Source organism: Bradyrhizobium sp. CCBAU 45389, from assembly GCF_028128625.1.
Lineage (GTDB): Bacteria > Pseudomonadota > Alphaproteobacteria > Rhizobiales > Xanthobacteraceae > Bradyrhizobium > Bradyrhizobium liaoningense_B.
This window is the reverse complement of sequence record NZ_LBIY01000094.1, coordinates 248,665-265,481: the sequence shown is the minus strand read 5'-3', so window position 1 is coordinate 265,481 and position 16,817 is coordinate 248,665. Positions and strand designations below refer to the sequence as shown.

Here is a 16,817-nt window from a genome sequence, read left to right as displayed (position 1 = left end):
CCCTCGCGTCAGCTCGCTTCCGCCAGCAGTGACAGCTGCCGCGGCTGCGGCTCGGTCTGGGTCTGGTCGGTGAGGTGGGTCGGGTACGCCCCGGTGAAGCAGTGGTCCGAGAACTTCGGATTGGCGGGGTCGCGGCCGGGCTCGCCCATGGCGCGGTACATGCCGTCGATCGACAGGAAGGCGAGCGAGTCGGCGCCGATGATCTCGCGCATCTCCTCCAGCGAATGCGTCGCGGCCAGGAGGCCGCCGCGGTCGGGCAGGTCGATGCCGTAATAATCGGGATAGAGGATCGGGGGCGAGGCGAGGCGGAAGTGGACTTCCTTCGCGCCGGCATCGCGCATCATGCGCACGATCTTCTTCGAGGTGGTGCCGCGCACCAAGGAGTCGTCGATCAGGATGATGCGCTTGCCTTCGATCGCGGCGCGGTTGGCCGAGTGCTTCATGCGCACGCCGGATTCGCGGATCGCCTGGGTCGGCTGGATGAAGGTGCGGCCGACATAGTGATTGCGGATGATGCCGAGCTCGAACGGCACGCCGGAATACTGGCTGTAGCCGACCGCAGCCGGCACGCCGGAATCCGGCACCGGCACGACGACGTCGATCGGCACGTGGCTCTCGCGCGCGAGCTGCGCACCGAAGGCCTTGCGCACCTCGTAGACCGAACGGCCGTGGACGATGGAATCCGGCCGGGAGAAGTAGATGTATTCGAAGATGCAGGGGCGCGGCGCCATCGGCGGGAACGGCTTGTGGATGTCCTGGCCGTTCTCGTCGAACACGATGACTTCGCCGGGCTCGATGTCGCGCACGAAGCGCGCGCCGATGATGTCGAGCGCGCAGGTTTCCGAGGTCAGGATCGGGCAGCCGTCGAGCTCGCCGAGCACGAGCGGGCGGATGCCGCGCGGGTCGCGCGCGCCGACCAGCTTCTTGTTGGTGAGCGAGACCAGCGCATAGGCGCCCTCGATCTCGCGCAGCGCGTCGATATAGCGTTCGATGAAGCGGGCGCGCTTGGAGCGCGCAACGAGGTGCAGGATCACCTCGGTGTCGGTGGTCGACTGCATCATCGCGCCGTGCTTCACGAGCTCGCGGCGCAGGGTCAGGCCGTTGGTGAGGTTGCCGTTATGGGCGACCGCAAGGCCGCCGGCGTTGAGCTCGGCGAACAGCGGCTGCACGTTGCGCAGGATGGTGGCGCCGGTGGTGGAGTAGCGGACATGGCCGACCGCGACATTGCCGGGCAGGCGGTCGATCACCTCGCGGCGGGAGAAGGTATCGCCGACGAGGCCGAGGCGGCGTTCCGAGTGAAAGCGGCTGCCGTCGTAGGAGACGATGCCGGCCGCTTCCTGGCCGCGGTGCTGCAGGGCGTGGAGGCCCAGCGCCGTGATGGCGGCCGCGTCGGGGTGACCGTAGATGCCGAAGACGCCGCACTCCTCGCGCAGCGTATCCCCTTCCAGATCGTCCTGAAGCTCAACCGCGGCTGAGCCGAGATCACGTTGGGCGTCCTGGTCAGGGTGTCGCATCTCGTCCGTGCCTCTCTGTTGTTCAGTCAACCTTGGGCTCTATCAACGCACCGCGGGCTTCTCGATCAGCTTCTTCATGCCGTCACGAGCAGATTTACTGTATCCGTCGCCACTGCCCGAAGGCTGCTGCTCGGAATCAGCTTGATCATCATCTGGTTTGTTTTTCTTGAATCTCTTCAAGATGGTGTTCTCGGGGTCGTCAGGCAAGAGGGCCATCAGCCAATCCCCGGTTCCCTGGAGCACGACACGGGATTTCGCCCCCGTGACCCAGTCCGGGCGCTGCTTGTCCGGCACCAGCCAGGTGAAGAACAGGAAGGCGACCACGACGATCAAAAGCCCGCGAGCGAGGCCAAACAGGAAGCCGAGGGTGCGATCCAGCGCGCCGATACGCGAATCCAGGATCATGTCGGAGATCCGGACCGTGATCACGGACACCACGACGAGGGTACCGACGAACACGCCGGCCACCACGACGACGCTCGCCACCGTGTCGTTGTTGAAATAGGTCTTTGCGGTCGGCAGCAGCTTCGAGAACGAGTACAGGGTCACAATCGCGGCGGCGCCCCAGGCCGCGATCGACAGGATTTCGCGCATGAAGCCGCGGACCATCGCGAGCAGGCCCGAGATCAGCATCACACCGAGCAGGATCAGGTCGAGGAGTGTTACTGGCATCGGCTGGTCTGGTCCGCTCGTACTTCAAAGGTGCTCAGCGAATCGGTGTTTGGCCGCCGCCCTAAAAGAGGGGCAGACGGCGTTCCCGGCAAGGCCGCAACCACGCAATCCCATGCTGCTTTTGTGACGGCTGTATAGCGGCGGGGGCCTCCGACGTCACCTCCGGCTACCCCTCTCCACGGCGGAATCTTGCCGGTGTGGCATTTTTCTCTGCGGATCCGCCGGATTCGCCCCGGCGGGAGCCCTTGGCTGCGATCTCGGCCACCAATGTGGTCAGGCTGTTGACCGCGTTCAGGGACAGTCCGGCGTCGCCGCCAGCATCGCCGCCACGGGCCGATTCGGGCAGCACAGCGCGTTTGAAGCCGAGCTTGACCGCTTCCTTGAGCCGGGCGGGGGTCTGCGCCACCGGGCGGATGACGCCGGAGAGCGAAATCTCACCGAAATAGACCGCATCGGTGGGTAACTGCGCATTAACCAGGGACGAAACCAGCGCGGCCGCAGCGGCCATATCGGCCGCTGGCTCGTGGATACGCAGGCCGCCCGCGACGTTCAGATAGACGTCATGGCCGGACAGCTTGACCCCGCAATGGGCCTCCAGCACCGCCAGCACCATCGAGAGCCGGCTCTGATCCCAGCCGACCACGGCGCGGCGCGGGGTGCCGAGCGAGGTCGGGGCGACCAGTGCCTGCAATTCGACCAGGACGGGCCGCGTGCCCTCGATGCCCGCGAAGACTGCGGTCCCGGGCGTGCCGAGATCGCGCTCGGACAGGAACAGCTCGGACGGGTTGGTGACTTCGCGCAAGCCCAAGCCCGTCATCTCGAACACGCCGATCTCGTCGGTCGGGCCGAAGCGGTTCTTGACGGCGCGGAGGATGCGGAATTGCTGCGAGCCTTCGCCCTCGAACGACAGCACCGCATCGACCATGTGCTCGACCACGCGGGGGCCTGCGATCTGGCCGTCCTTGGTGACATGGCCGACCAGGATGATGGCCGCGCCGGTTTTCTTCGCAAAGCGGATCAGGGCCTGCGCCGAGGCGCGTACCTGGGTCACCGTGCCGGGCGCGGATTCCACCGTGTCGGTCCACATGGTCTGGATCGAGTCGATCACGATCAGCCGGGGCACCGCGCCTTCCGACAGCGTCGAGACGATGTCCTCGACCGAGGTCTCGGCGGCGAGCTGCACCGGCGCATCCGAAAGCCCGAGCCGCTCGGCACGCAGCCGCACCTGCGCCACCGCCTCTTCGCCGGAGATGTAGACGATGCGATGGCCCGCGCGCGCCATCATGCTGGTTGCCTGCGTCAGCAATGTCGATTTGCCGATGCCGGGATCGCCGCCGACGAGCAAAACGGAGCCGCGGACAAAACCGCCGCCGGTGACGCGGTCGAGCTCAGTCATCCCTGAGGACAGGCGCGGCGCATCCGGGCTCTTTCCGGCAAGGCTCTCCAGCGCAAACGTCCGGCCCTTGCGCTTGGAGCGGATCGAGACCGGCACGCTGCCGCTGGTGTCTTCTTCGGCGAGCGTATTCCACTCGCCGCAGGACTCGCACTTGCCCTGCCAGCGGTTATAGGCCGCGCCGCAGTTCTGGCAGACGAAGGAAAGCGTGTTCTTGGCCATCGGGGGACGGTTGAGTCGGAGGTTTCAGGGGTCTGCTGATAGCACGGAATGGCGGGCCTTGAGGCTGCTCACCCGGCGCCCAATACCGCAATTCATCGCAACCGATACACCCTTTGTTAGCTCTAGGAAGCCGCGCCGCGCCGGACTTTGCCAAATGTTAGCGGACCCAGGTCCAGGTTCGGAACCGATACGGGATGGCGCCATCAATGACGATATTTTTGCGGATAGTGCTCGCCGTGGGCATGGCCTGCGGCGTCCTGGCGTCGGCCGGCCATATCGCGGCGGCTGATGCCAAGTCCCTGAACATCGTCTTCGTGAGCCCCGGCAAGACCGGTGAAGTCTACTGGGACATGGTCGCCCAGACCATGCGGGCCGCCGGCCGCAAGCTCGATGCGCAAGTCGAGGTGCTGACCAGCGAGCGCAATTACCGCACCATGCAGGAACTCGGGCTCGGCGTGGTCGCGCGTGCCGACAAGCCCGACTTCCTCATCCTCTCGAACGAGGAATCCGCCGCCGTTCCGATCCTGGAGGCGGCCGAGGCCGCCGGGGTCAGGACGCTGCTGCTCTCGAACACGCTGATCGGCGAGGACGCAGTGCGCCTCGGGCCGCCGCGCCAGAAGCTCAAGACCTGGCTCGGCGACATAACGACCGATCTTCAAACCGCGGGTGCGCGGATGGCGAACGCGCTGATCAGCACGGCGCGCGCCGAGAAATGGCAGAGCCCGGACGGCAAGATTCACATTCTCGGCATCGGCGGCGACGAGATCACGCCGGCCTCGATCGCCCGCAACGCCGGTCTCAAGCTTGCCGCGGACGCCGCGCCCGACGTGGTGGTGGACCGGATGCTGTTTGCCAATTGGACGCAGTCCGAGGCCGAGCAGGTCACGGCGAATTATCTGGGCTGGGCTGCGCGCAAGGAGATCCGGCCCGCCGGCATCTGGGCCGGAAACGATCCGATGGCGCTCGGCGCGCTCCGCGCGATCAGCGCGGCCGGCCTCGTGCCCGGCCGCAACATCGAGGTGGTCGGCCTCAACTGGTCGGAGGAGGCGCTGCGCGAGATCAAGGCCGGCCGTCTGCTGTTGAGCGACGGCGGGCACTTCCTGCTCGGCGGCTGGTCGATCGTTCTGCTCCGCGACTACGCCGATGGCTGCGATTTCGCCGACCTTTCGCCCCGGGTCGAGGTCAAGACCTCCGCGATCACACGCGACAATCTCGGCTCGGTCGGCGACCTCATCAAGACGCGCGCCTTCGACCGGATCGATTTCTCGCGGTTCAGGGCGAAGGCAGGACATTGCGGCCAGTATGACTTTTCCCTCGATGCGCTCATCTCGTCCCTGGCGCTTCCGGACGGCGCCGGCGACTGATGCGCGAGGATGAGGCGATGACCGATCCGGATCGCAACGCGCAAGGTGCGCCACGGCGCTTGCGCTCGGTGGTCCGCGCGATGATCTGGGCCACCGTGCCGGTCCTGCTGCTGGTGCAATTGCTCGCCTCCACCGGCGTCGAGGCTACCAACTTCTGGTCCCAGATACGGCAGCTCGACGCCCGCATTGCCCGCACCGCCGAGAGCCGCGCCGAGCTGATCGCCGAGCCGCTCTGGAAGATGCGTTACGACCAGGTCACGGGCGTGCTCAACGAGATCATGCACGACGAGACCATCGCGGCGGCGGCCGTCTATGACGACACCGGCGTTGCGATTGCCCGCGTGGTGGCGCGCCCCGCGGACCAGGTCGCGGAAATCTCGCGCCCGATCAAGTACAGTAACGGCAACATCGCCGTGCAGGCCGGACGCATCGCGATCGCCTATTCCTATGGGACCGTGTATGCCGACACCGGCAGTCGGCTGATGTTGCTTCTCGTCGTCGGCCTGCTCGCAACGCTCGCCACCATGGTGGCGATGCGCATCTCGGCCAATATCTTCATCGGCAAGCCGCTCGCCGCGATCATGTCGGCGATCCAGCGCAGCAAGCAGGATGGCCGCGCCTATCCGGCCGATATCAGGTCGTCGAACGAATTCGGCCAGCTCGCGCAGGCCTTCAACGCCATGCAGCACACGACGTCGGGCGCGCTCGATCGGCTCGGGCACATGGCCTCGCACGACCCGCTCACGGGCCTGCCCAACCGGCGCTCGCTGTCCGAGCGCCTGGTGACCTTGAGCGGCGATGCCGGCTCGCCGGACTCGCTGATCGCCTTTTGTTTCATCGACCTCGACGACTTCAAGGGCATCAACGACACCTTCGGCCACGATGCCGGCGACAGGTTCCTGGTCCACATCTCCGAGCGTCTTCGCGAGGCGGTGGAGCCGCAGGATTGGGTCTCGCGGCTCGGCGGCGACGAATTCGTGGTGATCCGCCCCGAGGTCAGCAACGAAGCGACCGCGCAGGCCTTCGCACGCCAGCTGCTGGATGCGATCTCGGAGCCGATCCGGCTGCACGACAAGCAGGTGGTGCCGCGCGCCAGCATCGGGCTTGCCGTCCGTCGCGCCGGCGATCCCGAATTGTCGCATCTGCCGGCGCTCGCCGACATCGCGCTCTACCATGCCAAGAGCAAGGCGCCCGGCACCGTCGCGGTGCTGGACGAAGCGCTGCAGCGCGACTACCGCCGCCGCAGGGAGCTCGAGCTTGCCATTCCCGCAGGGTTTGCCGAGGGACAGTTCGAGGTCTGGTATCAGGGCCAGGTCGACCTCGACAGCGCGGCCGTCGTCGGCCTCGAGGCGCTCATTCGCTGGCGTCATCCCGACCATGGCGTGATCGGCCCCGGCGAATTCCTGCCGCTGATCGAGCGCAGCGGCAACAATGCCCGCCTGACTCGCTATGTGCTGACCGACGCCTGCCGCGCATTGCAGCGTCTGGCCGCCGCCGGCAGGCCGGATATCAGGATCGCGATCAATCTGCCGCCGTCCGAGCTTGCCGACCATTCGCTCGCCGCCGAGCTGCGCGCGACCTGTGCGCGTTTCGATGTCGCGGCATCGATGCTCGAGCTCGAGATCACCGAGGGCTCGCTGATCAACAATATCGCCAGCGCCTCCGAGACGTTGCATCGCCTGCGGCGGCTCGGGGCCACGATCGCGCTCGATGATTTCGGCACCGGCTACTCTTCGCTCGCTCATCTCAGGCGCTTTCCGCTCGACAAGGTCAAGATCGACAAGGCGTTCATCAGCGAGATTCCCGATAGCGCCGAAGACAAGGCGATCGTCGGCGTCATTGCCTCGCTTGCGGGCACGCTGGGACTGACCCTGGTTGCCGAAGGCATCGAGCGGGCCGAGCAGGCCGCGGCCATGCGCGAGATGGGCGTGACGCTCGGGCAGGGCTATCTCTACCACCGGCCGCAGCCGCTCGCGGCCGTGCTGCAATGGCTCGCGGGGCGGGGCGGCGTAGGCCGCGCCCATGTCGACAGCCCGTCGATCGCGCCCGAGTTCGCTGCCTGAGTGCCGTTCGTTACGTCTGCGCCGCGTTCCAGAGCATTGAAAGCCCGGCCGCGATCATGATCGCGTCCATCAAGAGGCGGAACACGTCCGGCTTCAGGTGCAGCACGAAGCGCTTTGCGATGAAGGCGCCGGACATCAGCGAGGCCCCCGCGATCAGGCCTTTGACGAAGACGTCGCCCGTGAGCGCGCCGAAACGCTCGAAGGTCACGGACTTTGCGAAATAGAGCCCGAGCGAGGAGGCGGCCTCGGTGGCGAGGAAGGCGCCCTTGGAGAGGCCGTAGAACAGGAACAGCGGCACGCTGAGCGGGCCGGTCGAGACCACGATGCCGGTGAGATAGCCGATGACCGCGCCGCCGATCGCGAGATGCCAGAGATTGGCCTTGAGGTCATGCCGCGCCAGCCAGTGCCGCACCGGCACCATCACGATCAGGAAGGTGCCGATGGCGAGATCCACGGCGTGCGAGGGCAGGGCCAGCAGCGTCCGCGCGCCGAGCGCGGCGGCCGGAATGCCGGTGACCGAATAGGCCGCGCAGGCCCGCCAGTCGACCTCGCGCCACCAGGCCAGGATCCGCGAGAAATTCGCCATCACGGAGGCGACCGCCATGATCGGCACGGCCTCCTTCGGCCCATAGGCATAGACCAGCACCGGCATCAGCATGATCGACGAGCCGGTGCCGACGATGCCGGAAATGGTGCCGGCGATGAGGCCGACGGTGAGGACGAAGAGAAAGGCCAAGGGCGGTCTCCACGAATCGGGGGAGTGTAGCCGCGGGCAGGGACGCGAGCGATGCGTTCTAGGCGAGGGAACCCAATCCGCTGCGCATTGGCATGCCGGTCTGCGCGCCGGCCTTGAGGCACTTCAATGCGGCCGCTTCGCAGCCCACGGCGAGCGCGCGTTGCAGCGCTACGCCTTCGCCCAGCATCGCCGCAAACGCGCCGGCGAAGGTGTCGCCGGCCCCGGTCGTGTCGACCGGCGTGATGCGCAGGGCGGGCGCGCGCAAACGGGTTCCGTCCGCTGTGACAGCCAGGGCACCTTGCGCGCCGGCGGTCACGATGCAGGTGAGGTCGCCGGCCTTCGCGAGGTCCGCGGCTGCGGCTTCGTAATCGACCGTCGCAAGGCCAATGGCCATGGCGGCATCGAGCGCCTCGTGCTCGTTGACGAGGAGATAGTCGGTCACGGCGAGAATTTCCGTCACCATCTCACGCGTCATCTTCTCCGGGACCGGCGCGAGATTCCAGATCACGGTCCCGGAAGCCGTATTTGTCCGACGCGCCGCTGCCAGCGCCTGTGCGAACGGCACCTCCATCTGCAGCACGAGCACCGTGTCGGGCCTGAAAAGCTCGGCCGGCAGGTCACCGGCGCTAGCAGTCAAGTTGGCGCCGCTAGCGACCGTGATTGCGTTCTCGCCGGATTGGTCAACCGTGATGAAGGCGCAGCCGGTGGGCTCGTCGCCCCCGACGACGAAAGTCGTGTCGACGCCGTTCGTCCGGAGGTTCTCGATCGCGCTGTCGCCAAATCCGTCCCGGCCGACGCGGCCCGCCATCCGGACCGGTCCTGCTCCAGCGATCCGCGCCGCGGCGACGGCCTGGTTGGCGCCCTTGCCGCCGAAATGCGTCTGATAGGACGGTGCGAGCACCGTCCGGCCGGGCCCGGGGATGACCGGGACCTGCGCGACCAGATCGATATTGAGCGACCCGAACACCAGGATCATGAGGGGATGTCAGCCTTGCTCGTCCATGACGCGCAGCTTCTCGACGCGGCGGCGGAAATCCTCGTCGGTGGAGAACTCGGCGGAGAGGTAGGACGAGACGAGGTCGACCGCGAGCCAGGCGCCGACGATCTGCGCGCCGATGCACATGACGTTCACATCGTCATGCTCGACGCTCTGATGCGCCGAATGCACGTCGTGGCAGACCGCGGCACGGATGCCCTTCATCTTGTTGGCGGCGATCGAGGCGCCGACGCCGGTGCCGCAGACCATGATGCCGCGCGCGGCTTCGCCCGAGGTCACCTTCTGCGCCACCGCCCGCGCGATATCGGGGAAATCCACCGGCTTGTCGTCATAGGAGCCGACGTCGACGATCTCGTGGCCGAGCTTGCGGATGTGGTCGATGACAGTCTGTTTGAGCGGCCAGCCGGCGTGGTCGGATCCGATGACGAGACGCATGTGATGTCCTTCTTGATTTGGCATTGGCCGTGACAGCCGCAAAACGGCTGTCACGGGTCTCCTTGGTTTCAGCTACGCATGTCCGCCGGCAGATCGACGCCGTGGAATTTCTTGTAGATCGCGTTGAGCTTGCCGTTCTTGACGTTCTCGGTGATCCAGGCGTTGAGCTTGTCCATCAGGCGCTGCTCGCCCTTCTTCAGGCCGATGGCAAGGTCGAAGGTCGCCAGCGGAATCCGGGACTCGAACACGCGCGAGGGATTCTTCACGCCGATCTGGTTGATGATCGTCGCGGACGAGCCGACGCAATCGACCTGGCCGGACACGGCCGCCGTCACCATGGTGGCGTCGTCGTCATAGCGGGCGATCTTGAGATCCTTGTCCTTCATGTTGGACAGGGTGGTGTCCTGCGTGGTGCCGCGCGAGACGCCGATCGACTTGTCCTTCACGTCGGGCCAGTCCTTGACGGTCGACGACTTCAGGCAGCCGACGTCGGATTGCAGCGTCGCATAGCGCTTGGTGAAATCGATCACCTTGGCGCGCTCGGGCGTCACCGACAGGGTCGAGATGATGATGTCGGCCTTTCCGGTGAGGACGTTGGGGATGCGGGTCGCGCCCGTGGTCTGGATGAACTCGAGCTCGAGCCCCCAGTCCTTGGCGAGCAGCTGCGCAACTTCCACATCCGAGCCGGTCGGCTTCATGCTCGAGTCCATCATGCCCGAGGGCGGGATGGCGAGGTCGGTCGAGATGCGGATCTTCTTCGCCTGGGTGATGTCGTCGAGCAGATCGGCCGATGCTGGCGTCGCCGCCATCATGATGAGGCCGCACAACGCGGCGGCGGTGCCCAGCAATGTCCTGTTTGTCATTCTTGGTTCTCCTCTCCCTGTTATGATTTTAGATTTCCCGTCCCCACGAATTGCGTGAGTTCGGGCGTGGTCGGCGACGTCAGGATCGAGGCGGGTCCGGTCTCGTGGACCTTGCCGCGATGCATGAAGACGATCCGGTCGGCGATGCCCTTGGCAAAGCCCATCTCGTGGGTGACCATCACCATGGTCATGCCGTCGGCCGCGAGTTGCTCGATCACCTTCAGCACCTCGGCGGTGAGCTCGGGATCGAGCGCGGAGGTGACCTCGTCGAACAGCATGACCTTCGGCTGCATCGCCAGCGAGCGGGCAATCGCCGCGCGCTGCTGCTGGCCGCCGGAGAGTTGCTCGGGATAGGCGTGCAGCTTCTCCTCGAGCCCGACCTGCGCCAGCACTTTTCGCGCGAGATCCCTGGCCTGGGCCGTCGCAATGCCCTTCACCGCGCAAGGTGCGAGCGTGATGTTCTGCTCGATCGTGAGATGCGGAAACAGATTGTAGCTCTGGAACACGATGCCGACGTCCTGGCGCAATGCGCGCAGGTCGACGTCGGGACGGTCGACGCGGTGGCCGCAGACGACGATCTCGCCGCCGTCGACCTTCTCGAAACGGTCGATGCAGCGCAGCGCCGTGCTCTTGCCGGAGCCGGAGCGGCCGATCAGCGCCAGCACCTCGCCGCGTTCGACGGCAAAGGAGACGCCGTCGAGCACCCTGAGCGGGCCGAAGCTCTTCTGCACGTCGCGGAGCGACACGATGGGTTCGGAGGAGATAGCGTTCTGCTGCATGTCAGGCCGGTGCGAGGTTGGACCTGCCGCGCCCCATCCGCCGCTCCAGCCTCTGGCTGAACAGCGACAGCGGATAGCACATGGCGAAATAGGTGACGGCGATGATGGCGTAGATGGCGAACGGCTCGAACAGCGAGTTGTTGACGATCTGGCCCGAGCGCATCAGCTCGACGAAGCCGACCACCGAGGCGAGCGAGGTGTTCTTGATGATCTGCACCATGAAGCCGACAGTCGGCGGCGTCGCGATGCGGATCGCCTGCGGCAGGATCACCTTCATCATGCGCTGGGTCCGGGTCAGCGCGAGGCCTTCGGCGGCCTCCCATTGCGGCTTCGGCACGGACTGGATGCAGCCGCGCCAGATTTCGCCGAGATAGGCGGCGACGTAGAGCGTCAGCGAGGCGCTTGCGGCCGTGAGCGGCGAGACCTTGAGGCCGATAGCGGCGAGGCCGAAATAGCCGAGGAACAGGATGACGAGCAGCGGCGTACCCTGAACGAGCTGGACATAGGTTGCGCTGGCGAGCCGCACCGACTTCAGCGGCGAGATGCGCGCGAGCGCGATGACGAAGCCGACGATGCCACCGCCGATCAGCGCGATCACCGACAGGCCGATGGTCCAAAGCGCGCCCTGGCCGAGGAACATCAGATGATTGATGTTGAGATGTCCGCCCATGCTCATCTCACAGCGGCGTGCCGAGCTTGCGCCGGCGCGGGAACAGCACGAGGCCGAGGCCCCAGAAGCCCGCGCGCATCACCAGCGACAGGATGACGTAGAGCACGGCGACGATGATGTAGGTCTCGAACGCGCGATAGGTGTCCGACTGGATGTAGTTGGCGACCGCGGTGAGCTCCTCGGCCGAGATCTGCGAGCAGACCGAGGAGGCCAGCATCAAGAGCACGAACTGGCTGGTCAGCGCCGGATACACCTTCTCGACTGCCGGGAGCAGGATGATGTGCCAGTAGATCTGGAGCCGCGACAGCGCCAGCCCTTCGGCCGCCTCGATCTGTCCGCGCGGGATCGCCTCGAAGCCGGCGCGCATGATCTCGGCGGTGTAGGCGCCGACATTGATGGTCAGCGCGGCCACCGCGACCGCGAAGGCGGAGAACTTCAGCCCCAGGCTGGCGAGGCCGAAATAGACCAGGAAGATCTGCACCAGGAGCGGCGTGTTGCGGATGGTCTCGACATAGGCCTTGCAGGCGCCTGCGATCAGCGCGTTGTGCGTGCCGCGCCCGACCGCCGCGAGCGTGCCGAGCAGGGCGCCGAGCACCGTCGCGAAGGCCGCCAGCTCCAGCGTGAGGACGGCGCCGGCGAGAAAACTCGGCCAACGCTCCAGCACTGCGGGAAAGTCGAGTTGCAGGCTCATCGCCGTTGCTTCAGCCGGTGGTCTGGTTGGTCATGCGGTCATAGACACGGAACAGCGCCTGGTTGCCGTTGCTGCCTTCGCCATGGGCGCGCGCATCGACATATTGGCTGGTGACCAGCGCGGTGCCGGGCAGCGGCACGTTCAGGGCCTGCGCGTGCTCCTGCACCAGGCGAAGGTCCTTGAGCTGCAGATCGATCCGGAAGCCGGCGGATACGTCGCCCGCGATCATCGCCGGGCCGAGCTTGTCCAGCATCCAGGAGGCGGCGGAGCCGCCGAGCAGCACATGGCGCAGCAGGTTGAGATCGAGGCCCGAAGCGCGTCCGAGCGCCAGCGCTTCGCAGATCGCCTGGATGTTGATGCCGCAGATCAGCTGATTGCAGAGTTTCACGGTCTGGCCGGCGCCGGCCGCGCCGACATGGGTGATGGTGGTGCCCATCGCGCGGAAGAACGGCTCGGCCTGCGCGAAGGCAGCCGCATCGCCGCCGGCCATGATCGAGAGCGCCGCGTTCTTGGCGCCCACGGGCCCGCCTGAGACCGGCGCGTCGATGAAGCCGACGCCGACCTTCTGCAGGTCGGCATGGATGCGGCGGACCGCGACCGGCGAGATCGTGCTCATGTCGACGATGAGCTTGCCTGATGGAGGAGACTTCAGCAGGCCGTGCTCGCCGTAAATGGTCGCCTCGACATGCGGCGTGTCGGGAAGCATGGTGATGACGATGTCGGCGCTTTCAGCGGCATCGGCGGGACTGTTGGCGCGCGTCGCGCCGTCCTTGACGCTATCGGTGAGTGCGGTCTCGTTAAGATCGAAGGCGCGCACGGCGTGGCCGGCCTTGAGCAGGTTGCGCACCATCTCCCGGCCCATCGTGCCGATGCCGATGAAGCCGACATTGCCCTTGTCGTTCCGTCCCATGTTATCGATCCGTTTCTTGGTTAGTTTCTTGGTTCGTCAGCGATCAGCGCGAGGCGCTGGTCTTGTCGATGTCGCCGACGACGGCGCGCCGCCGGTATTCGTCGCCGATGGCAAAATGCTTGCGCAGCGTCGCGTCCGCGCGCTCGGGATCGCGCGCGATGACGGCTTCGAAGATGCGGCGGTGGTCGTCGATCAGATAGGTCTTCATCGACGGGAAGGCCTGCACCAGCTCGCGGCGGCTGCGATGCGAATGCGTCAACAGGCCCGCCATCGAAGAGTGCAGCACCGTCAGCGTCTCCGAATGCGATGCGACGACGATGGCGCGATGGAATTCGAAATCGGCCATGCCGCCGGCATCGGCTTCGTCGATCGTCTCCCCGATCCTGGCGAGCGCGCGCTGCAGGCGCTCGAAATCGGCAATGTTGGCGCGCTCGCAGGCGAGCCGGATCGCCTGGCATTCGATCGCGACGCGCGCCTGCATGACGTCGTCGAGCATGTCGGCCTGCTGGGCCAGCGCGAAGGTGAAGAAGTCGTTCAGCACGGAGACATCAGGCCGGGTCACCACGGTGCCGATGCGATCGCGGATCTCGACGATGCCGAGCACGGTGAGGGCGCGCAGCGCCTCGCGGACGATCGGCCGGCTGACGCCGAGGAGGGTTGCCAGCTCGCGTTCGGAGATCAGGCGGTCGCCCGGCTTGAGCGAGCCCGCAAGCAGGCGCTCGCGCAGGAAGGCGAACACCTTCTCGAACCCTTTTTCGCCCTCAGTGGTCCGCTTGAGCTCCATCCCAATTCCGTTTGGTCTGATCTTGGTCAGACCAGTATGCTAACCAAGCGGCCGAGGTCAAGGGGTTCGGTCGCTTGGCCGGGAGGCGGGCGAGGGCTTCAACAAGTGCTGCTAAGGCATTGAATCGCCTAGGGCCGGCTACTGTGCATGGGGTTGTTTTTCGTGTTTTTGTTGGACCGACCAAGGAAGCCGCCGACGAGCCTTGCTGCTGACAGCATGTTGGCAGCAGCGGCCGGCTACGACCATCTCCTGACAAACGGGGAGAGCGGGTCATGCCGATCGAGGCAAGCTGTCATTGCGGTGAGACGGTGTTCGAGGTGACGGAGGCGCCTTCGGGCGTCACGCGCTGCACCTGCTCGCTCTGCGCCAAGCGCGGCGCGCTGTGGGCCTATTACACGCCGGCGCAGTTTCGCCTGCTATCGCCGGCGGACAATGTCGCGACCTATCTCTGGGGCAGCCGCACGGTCAAACATCATTTCTGCGCCAGTTGCGGCTGCGGCACCTATTCGGAATCGCCGGACTGGTCGAGCGGCAAGCCCGACTTCGACAATCCCAAGGTCGCGGTGAACGCGCGCCTGTTCGACGATTTCGATCTCGATGCGGTGCCGGTGAACATGATCGACGGCAAGAATCTGTGGTGAGCGTGAAAGGCGCGCCTCTCTGCTGCGCGACCGTCCTCTTGAGGTCGTTTTGAAAAGCTGGTTTGTTTCCGGCTCTAGAAAAGCGGGAGGAAATCCATGATGCGTCTCTTTGCGCGAGTGGTGCTTGCAATGTGTCTGGCCGTTGCAACCGGCTTCAATGCACAGGCGCAGACCAAGCCGAAGGTCACGTCGCTCGGACCTGACTTCCCCAAGGCGGCGCTGTTCGTCGGCAACAGCTTCTTCTACTACAACAACGGCATGCCCGGGCATCTCACCTTCATGGAGCGGGCAGCCGATGCCGCCAACAAGGCGGCCTATCGCAACACCATGGTCACGATCGGCGGCTCCGGCCTCGACTGGCACGACATGGAGAATCTGCTGCGGCCGGCCGGCATCGGCGCCTATTCCTTCGACGAGCAGAACGTCGTGATCTTCAACAAGCCGGGCAGGCAGTACGACGCCGTCGTGATGATGGATTGCAGCCAGTGCCCGATCCATCCGCAATTGAAGGACGCGTTCACGACCTTCGCGAAGAAGGACAGCGAGATCGTCCGCGCCCACGACATGAGGCCGGTGTTTTTTATGTCCTGGGCCTATGCCGACAAGCCGGAGATGACGGAAGCGTTGGCCGAGGCCTATACGCTCGCCGGCAACGCCAATGATGCGCTCGTCATTCCCGCTGGCCTTGCCTTCGCGCGCGTGCGCAAGCTTGCGCCCGAGCTCAATCTCTATGCGCCGGACAAGCGGCATCCGAGTCCGGCAGGCACGTATCTGGCTGCGTGCGTGACATTCGCCGCGCTGAGCGGCCGCACGCCGGTCGGCAATTCCTACAACATGGGGCTGGATGCGGAGACGACGCAGCTGCTGCAGAAGGCGGCGTGGGACACGGTGCAGGACTATTACGGGCGGTGATCCGATCTCGGCCGTAGGGTGGATTAGCGAAGCGTAATCCACCCCTGTTCAGATCCGCGGAGATAGAAGTGGTGGGTTACGCTTTGCGGTCTGCGCTTCGCGCAGTCCGCAAACCTAACCCACCCTACGAGATCGTCGTTATTTCAACACCAACCACGCCGGCGCGTGATCGCTCGCGCCATCCTCGGCACGCACCTTCTTGTCGACACCGGCTTTCGCGAGGCGTGAAGCCAGGGCAGGGCTGAGCAAGAGATGATCAAGCCTGAGCCCCGCATCGCGAGGCCAGCGGTTTCGCTTGTAATCCCAGAACGTGTAGATGCGCTTGTCCGGATATAGCGCGCGGATCGCATCGCACCAGCCTTGCTCGACGAGCGAGGCAAACGCTGCGCGGCTCTTCGGCTGGATCAGCGCATCCTTGTCCCATGAGCGCGTCGGATAGATGTCGATCTCGGTCGGTGCCACGTTGTAGTCGCCGGCGAGCACCACGGGCAGGTCCTGCTTGATGAAGCTTTTCGCGTGGCGCCTGAGGCGTGCGAGCCAGTCGAGCTTGTAGTCGAATTTCGGTCCCGGCTGCGGATTGCCGTTCGGCAAGTAGATGCTGGTGACGATGATGCCGCGCACCGCGGCCTCGATGTAGCGCGCCTCATGATCGTCGCGGTTGCCCGGCAGGTGATCGCGTGTGAGCACCGGCTCGGCGTTGCGGGCGAGGATGGCGACGCCGTTCCAGGTCCTTTGTCCACACCACACTGCGCCGTAGCCGGCCTTTTCGATGGCTGCGGCCGGAAATTCGCCATCACTTGCCTTCAACTCCTGCAGCGCGACGACATCGGGCTTTGCCGCGCGCAGCCATGCCAACAGATTGGGCAGGCGGCGGTTGACGTTGTTGATGTTGAATGTCGCGATCTTCATGTAGAGCTACCGGCTCCTGCCTTCCGTCTCCGGAGAAACAATGTCCAAGTTGAGCTTTGCCGCTATTGCGTTCGTCGTCGCGTTCTCCGGGGCCACTTCGGCACAGTCAGCCGAAACGCGCGGTGCGTGCAAGGCGGACTATGACAAATTCTGCGCCGGCATCGCGCCGGGCGGCGGCATCGTCGCCTGCCTCAACGCCAAGCGCGACCAGCTCAGCGCCACCTGCAAGGCAGCGCTGGACAGCAGGAAGAAGAAGTAGGCG

General features: G+C 65.6%; 18 protein-coding genes. 5 read left to right on the top strand and 13 right to left on the bottom strand.

Going from position 1 to position 16,817, the window contains the following annotated elements; genetic code table 11:
* Positions 1–8: 8 nt before the first annotated feature.
* The 3 genes from purF to radA form a co-directional block, all read right to left on the bottom strand.
* The gene (purF, locus tag XH79_RS26640; protein WP_212337326.1) at positions 9–1,514 is read right to left on the bottom strand and encodes an amidophosphoribosyltransferase; all 1,506 of its coding nucleotides are present in this window, start codon (positions 1,512–1,514) and stop codon (positions 9–11) included.
* Positions 1,515–1,556: 42 nt separating this feature from the next.
* Positions 1,557–2,186 (bottom strand): CvpA family protein, encoded by a 630-nt coding sequence (locus tag XH79_RS26635; protein ID WP_212337324.1) that lies wholly within the window; start codon positions 2,184–2,186, stop codon positions 1,557–1,559.
* Between the two features lie 166 nt (positions 2,187–2,352).
* Positions 2,353–3,801, bottom strand: a complete 1,449-nt coding sequence (gene radA, locus XH79_RS26630) for a DNA repair protein RadA (RefSeq protein WP_212337322.1) — start codon at positions 3,799–3,801, stop codon at positions 2,353–2,355.
* 206 nt (positions 3,802–4,007) lie between these two features.
* On the opposite strand from radA, the gene XH79_RS26625 reads away from it, so the two are divergent.
* Both XH79_RS26625 and XH79_RS26620 read left to right on the top strand, forming a co-directional pair.
* Positions 4,008–5,165: an ABC transporter substrate-binding protein gene (locus XH79_RS26625; RefSeq protein ID WP_271583502.1), complete on the top strand. Its 1,158-nt coding sequence runs from the start codon at positions 4,008–4,010 to the stop codon at positions 5,163–5,165.
* On the top strand, positions 5,165–7,228 hold the full coding sequence (locus XH79_RS26620) for a putative bifunctional diguanylate cyclase/phosphodiesterase (RefSeq protein ID WP_271583501.1): 2,064 nt from the start codon (positions 5,165–5,167) through the stop codon (positions 7,226–7,228). The genes XH79_RS26625 and XH79_RS26620 overlap by 1 nt, the downstream gene beginning before the upstream one ends.
* 10 nt (positions 7,229–7,238) lie before the next feature.
* Here the strand turns inward: XH79_RS26620 and XH79_RS26615 are convergent, their stop codons facing one another.
* The 9 genes from XH79_RS26615 to XH79_RS26575 all read right to left on the bottom strand — a co-directional run bounded on the left by XH79_RS26615 (position 7,239) and on the right by XH79_RS26575 (position 14,093).
* Entirely contained in the window at positions 7,239–7,964 is a 726-nt protein-coding gene (locus XH79_RS26615) for a sulfite exporter TauE/SafE family protein (RefSeq protein WP_271583500.1), read from the bottom strand.
* A 58-nt stretch (positions 7,965–8,022) separates the two neighbouring features.
* Positions 8,023–8,940 (bottom strand): ribokinase, encoded by a 918-nt coding sequence (locus XH79_RS26610; RefSeq protein WP_271583499.1) that lies wholly within the window; start codon positions 8,938–8,940, stop codon positions 8,023–8,025.
* Positions 8,941–8,949: 9 nt separating this feature from the next.
* On the bottom strand, positions 8,950–9,396 hold the full coding sequence (gene rpiB / locus XH79_RS26605; RefSeq protein ID WP_212337312.1) for a ribose 5-phosphate isomerase B: 447 nt from the start codon (positions 9,394–9,396) through the stop codon (positions 8,950–8,952).
* A 68-nt stretch (positions 9,397–9,464) separates the two neighbouring features.
* Entirely contained in the window at positions 9,465–10,259 is a 795-nt protein-coding gene (locus XH79_RS26600) for a transporter substrate-binding domain-containing protein (RefSeq protein ID WP_212337310.1), read from the bottom strand.
* A gap of 20 nt (positions 10,260–10,279) precedes the next feature.
* Entirely contained in the window at positions 10,280–11,038 is a 759-nt protein-coding gene (locus XH79_RS26595; protein ID WP_212337308.1) for an amino acid ABC transporter ATP-binding protein, read from the bottom strand.
* A 1-nt stretch (position 11,039) separates the two neighbouring features.
* Positions 11,040–11,708 carry an amino acid ABC transporter permease gene (locus XH79_RS26590; protein ID WP_212337306.1) on the bottom strand — a complete coding sequence of 223 codons (669 nt, stop codon included), beginning with the start codon at positions 11,706–11,708 and terminating at the stop codon, positions 11,040–11,042.
* 7 nt (positions 11,709–11,715) lie between these two features.
* Complete coding sequence (locus XH79_RS26585; protein WP_212337304.1) at positions 11,716–12,399, bottom strand: amino acid ABC transporter permease; 684 nt, start codon at positions 12,397–12,399, stop codon at positions 11,716–11,718.
* A gap of 10 nt (positions 12,400–12,409) precedes the next feature.
* A complete protein-coding gene (locus XH79_RS26580) occupies positions 12,410–13,309 on the bottom strand; it encodes an NAD(P)-dependent oxidoreductase (RefSeq protein WP_271583498.1) in 900 nt (299 codons plus the stop codon).
* Between the two features lie 43 nt (positions 13,310–13,352).
* Positions 13,353–14,093: a FadR/GntR family transcriptional regulator gene (locus XH79_RS26575; protein WP_212337300.1), complete on the bottom strand. Its 741-nt coding sequence runs from the start codon at positions 14,091–14,093 to the stop codon at positions 13,353–13,355.
* Between the two features lie 272 nt (positions 14,094–14,365).
* Between XH79_RS26575 and XH79_RS26570 the strand changes: the two genes are divergently transcribed.
* Both XH79_RS26570 and XH79_RS26565 read left to right on the top strand, forming a co-directional pair.
* The gene (locus XH79_RS26570; RefSeq protein ID WP_271583497.1) at positions 14,366–14,734 is read left to right on the top strand and encodes a GFA family protein; all 369 of its coding nucleotides are present in this window, start codon (positions 14,366–14,368) and stop codon (positions 14,732–14,734) included.
* A gap of 96 nt (positions 14,735–14,830) precedes the next feature.
* Entirely contained in the window at positions 14,831–15,646 is an 816-nt protein-coding gene (locus XH79_RS26565) for a DUF4886 domain-containing protein (protein WP_271583496.1), read from the top strand.
* 138 nt (positions 15,647–15,784) lie between these two features.
* On the opposite strand, the gene XH79_RS26560 is transcribed toward XH79_RS26565, so the two are convergent.
* Positions 15,785–16,555, bottom strand: a complete 771-nt coding sequence (locus XH79_RS26560; RefSeq protein ID WP_271583495.1) for an exodeoxyribonuclease III — start codon at positions 16,553–16,555, stop codon at positions 15,785–15,787.
* Between the two features lie 40 nt (positions 16,556–16,595).
* Here XH79_RS26560 and XH79_RS26555 point away from each other — a divergent pair, with 40 nt between their 5' ends.
* On the top strand, positions 16,596–16,814 hold the full coding sequence (locus tag XH79_RS26555; RefSeq protein WP_211408389.1) for a hypothetical protein: 219 nt from the start codon (positions 16,596–16,598) through the stop codon (positions 16,812–16,814).
* Positions 16,815–16,817: the final 3 nt, after the last annotated feature.

What these genes read in the sequence shown, in the direction of transcription:
- XH79_RS26595 (WP_212337308.1), bottom strand. Translation starts at nt 11,038, where the DNA reads ATGCAGCAGAACGCTATCTCCTCCGAACCCATCGTGTCGCTCCGCGAC.
- XH79_RS26575 (WP_212337300.1), bottom strand. Translation starts at nt 14,093, where the DNA reads ATGGAGCTCAAGCGGACCACTGAGGGCGAAAAAGGGTTCGAGAAGGTG.
- purF (WP_212337326.1), bottom strand. Translation starts at nt 1,514, where the DNA reads ATGCGACACCCTGACCAGGACGCCCAACGTGATCTCGGCTCAGCCGCG.
- XH79_RS26570 (WP_271583497.1), top strand. Translation starts at nt 14,366, where the DNA reads ATGCCGATCGAGGCAAGCTGTCATTGCGGTGAGACGGTGTTCGAGGTG.
- XH79_RS26625 (WP_271583502.1), top strand. Translation starts at nt 4,008, where the DNA reads ATGACGATATTTTTGCGGATAGTGCTCGCCGTGGGCATGGCCTGCGGC.
- XH79_RS26610 (WP_271583499.1), bottom strand. Translation starts at nt 8,940, where the DNA reads ATGATCCTGGTGTTCGGGTCGCTCAATATCGATCTGGTCGCGCAGGTC.
- radA (WP_212337322.1), bottom strand. Translation starts at nt 3,801, where the DNA reads ATGGCCAAGAACACGCTTTCCTTCGTCTGCCAGAACTGCGGCGCGGCC.
- rpiB (WP_212337312.1), bottom strand. Translation starts at nt 9,396, where the DNA reads ATGCGTCTCGTCATCGGATCCGACCACGCCGGCTGGCCGCTCAAACAG.
- XH79_RS26635 (WP_212337324.1), bottom strand. Translation starts at nt 2,186, where the DNA reads ATGCCAGTAACACTCCTCGACCTGATCCTGCTCGGTGTGATGCTGATC.
- XH79_RS26580 (WP_271583498.1), bottom strand. Translation starts at nt 13,309, where the DNA reads ATGGGACGGAACGACAAGGGCAATGTCGGCTTCATCGGCATCGGCACG.
- XH79_RS26560 (WP_271583495.1), bottom strand. Translation starts at nt 16,555, where the DNA reads ATGAAGATCGCGACATTCAACATCAACAACGTCAACCGCCGCCTGCCC.
- XH79_RS26620 (WP_271583501.1), top strand. Translation starts at nt 5,165, where the DNA reads ATGCGCGAGGATGAGGCGATGACCGATCCGGATCGCAACGCGCAAGGT.
- XH79_RS26590 (WP_212337306.1), bottom strand. Translation starts at nt 11,708, where the DNA reads ATGGGCGGACATCTCAACATCAATCATCTGATGTTCCTCGGCCAGGGC.
- XH79_RS26585 (WP_212337304.1), bottom strand. Translation starts at nt 12,399, where the DNA reads ATGAGCCTGCAACTCGACTTTCCCGCAGTGCTGGAGCGTTGGCCGAGT.
- XH79_RS26600 (WP_212337310.1), bottom strand. Translation starts at nt 10,259, where the DNA reads ATGACAAACAGGACATTGCTGGGCACCGCCGCCGCGTTGTGCGGCCTC.
- XH79_RS26555 (WP_211408389.1), top strand. Translation starts at nt 16,596, where the DNA reads ATGTCCAAGTTGAGCTTTGCCGCTATTGCGTTCGTCGTCGCGTTCTCC.
- XH79_RS26565 (WP_271583496.1), top strand. Translation starts at nt 14,831, where the DNA reads ATGATGCGTCTCTTTGCGCGAGTGGTGCTTGCAATGTGTCTGGCCGTT.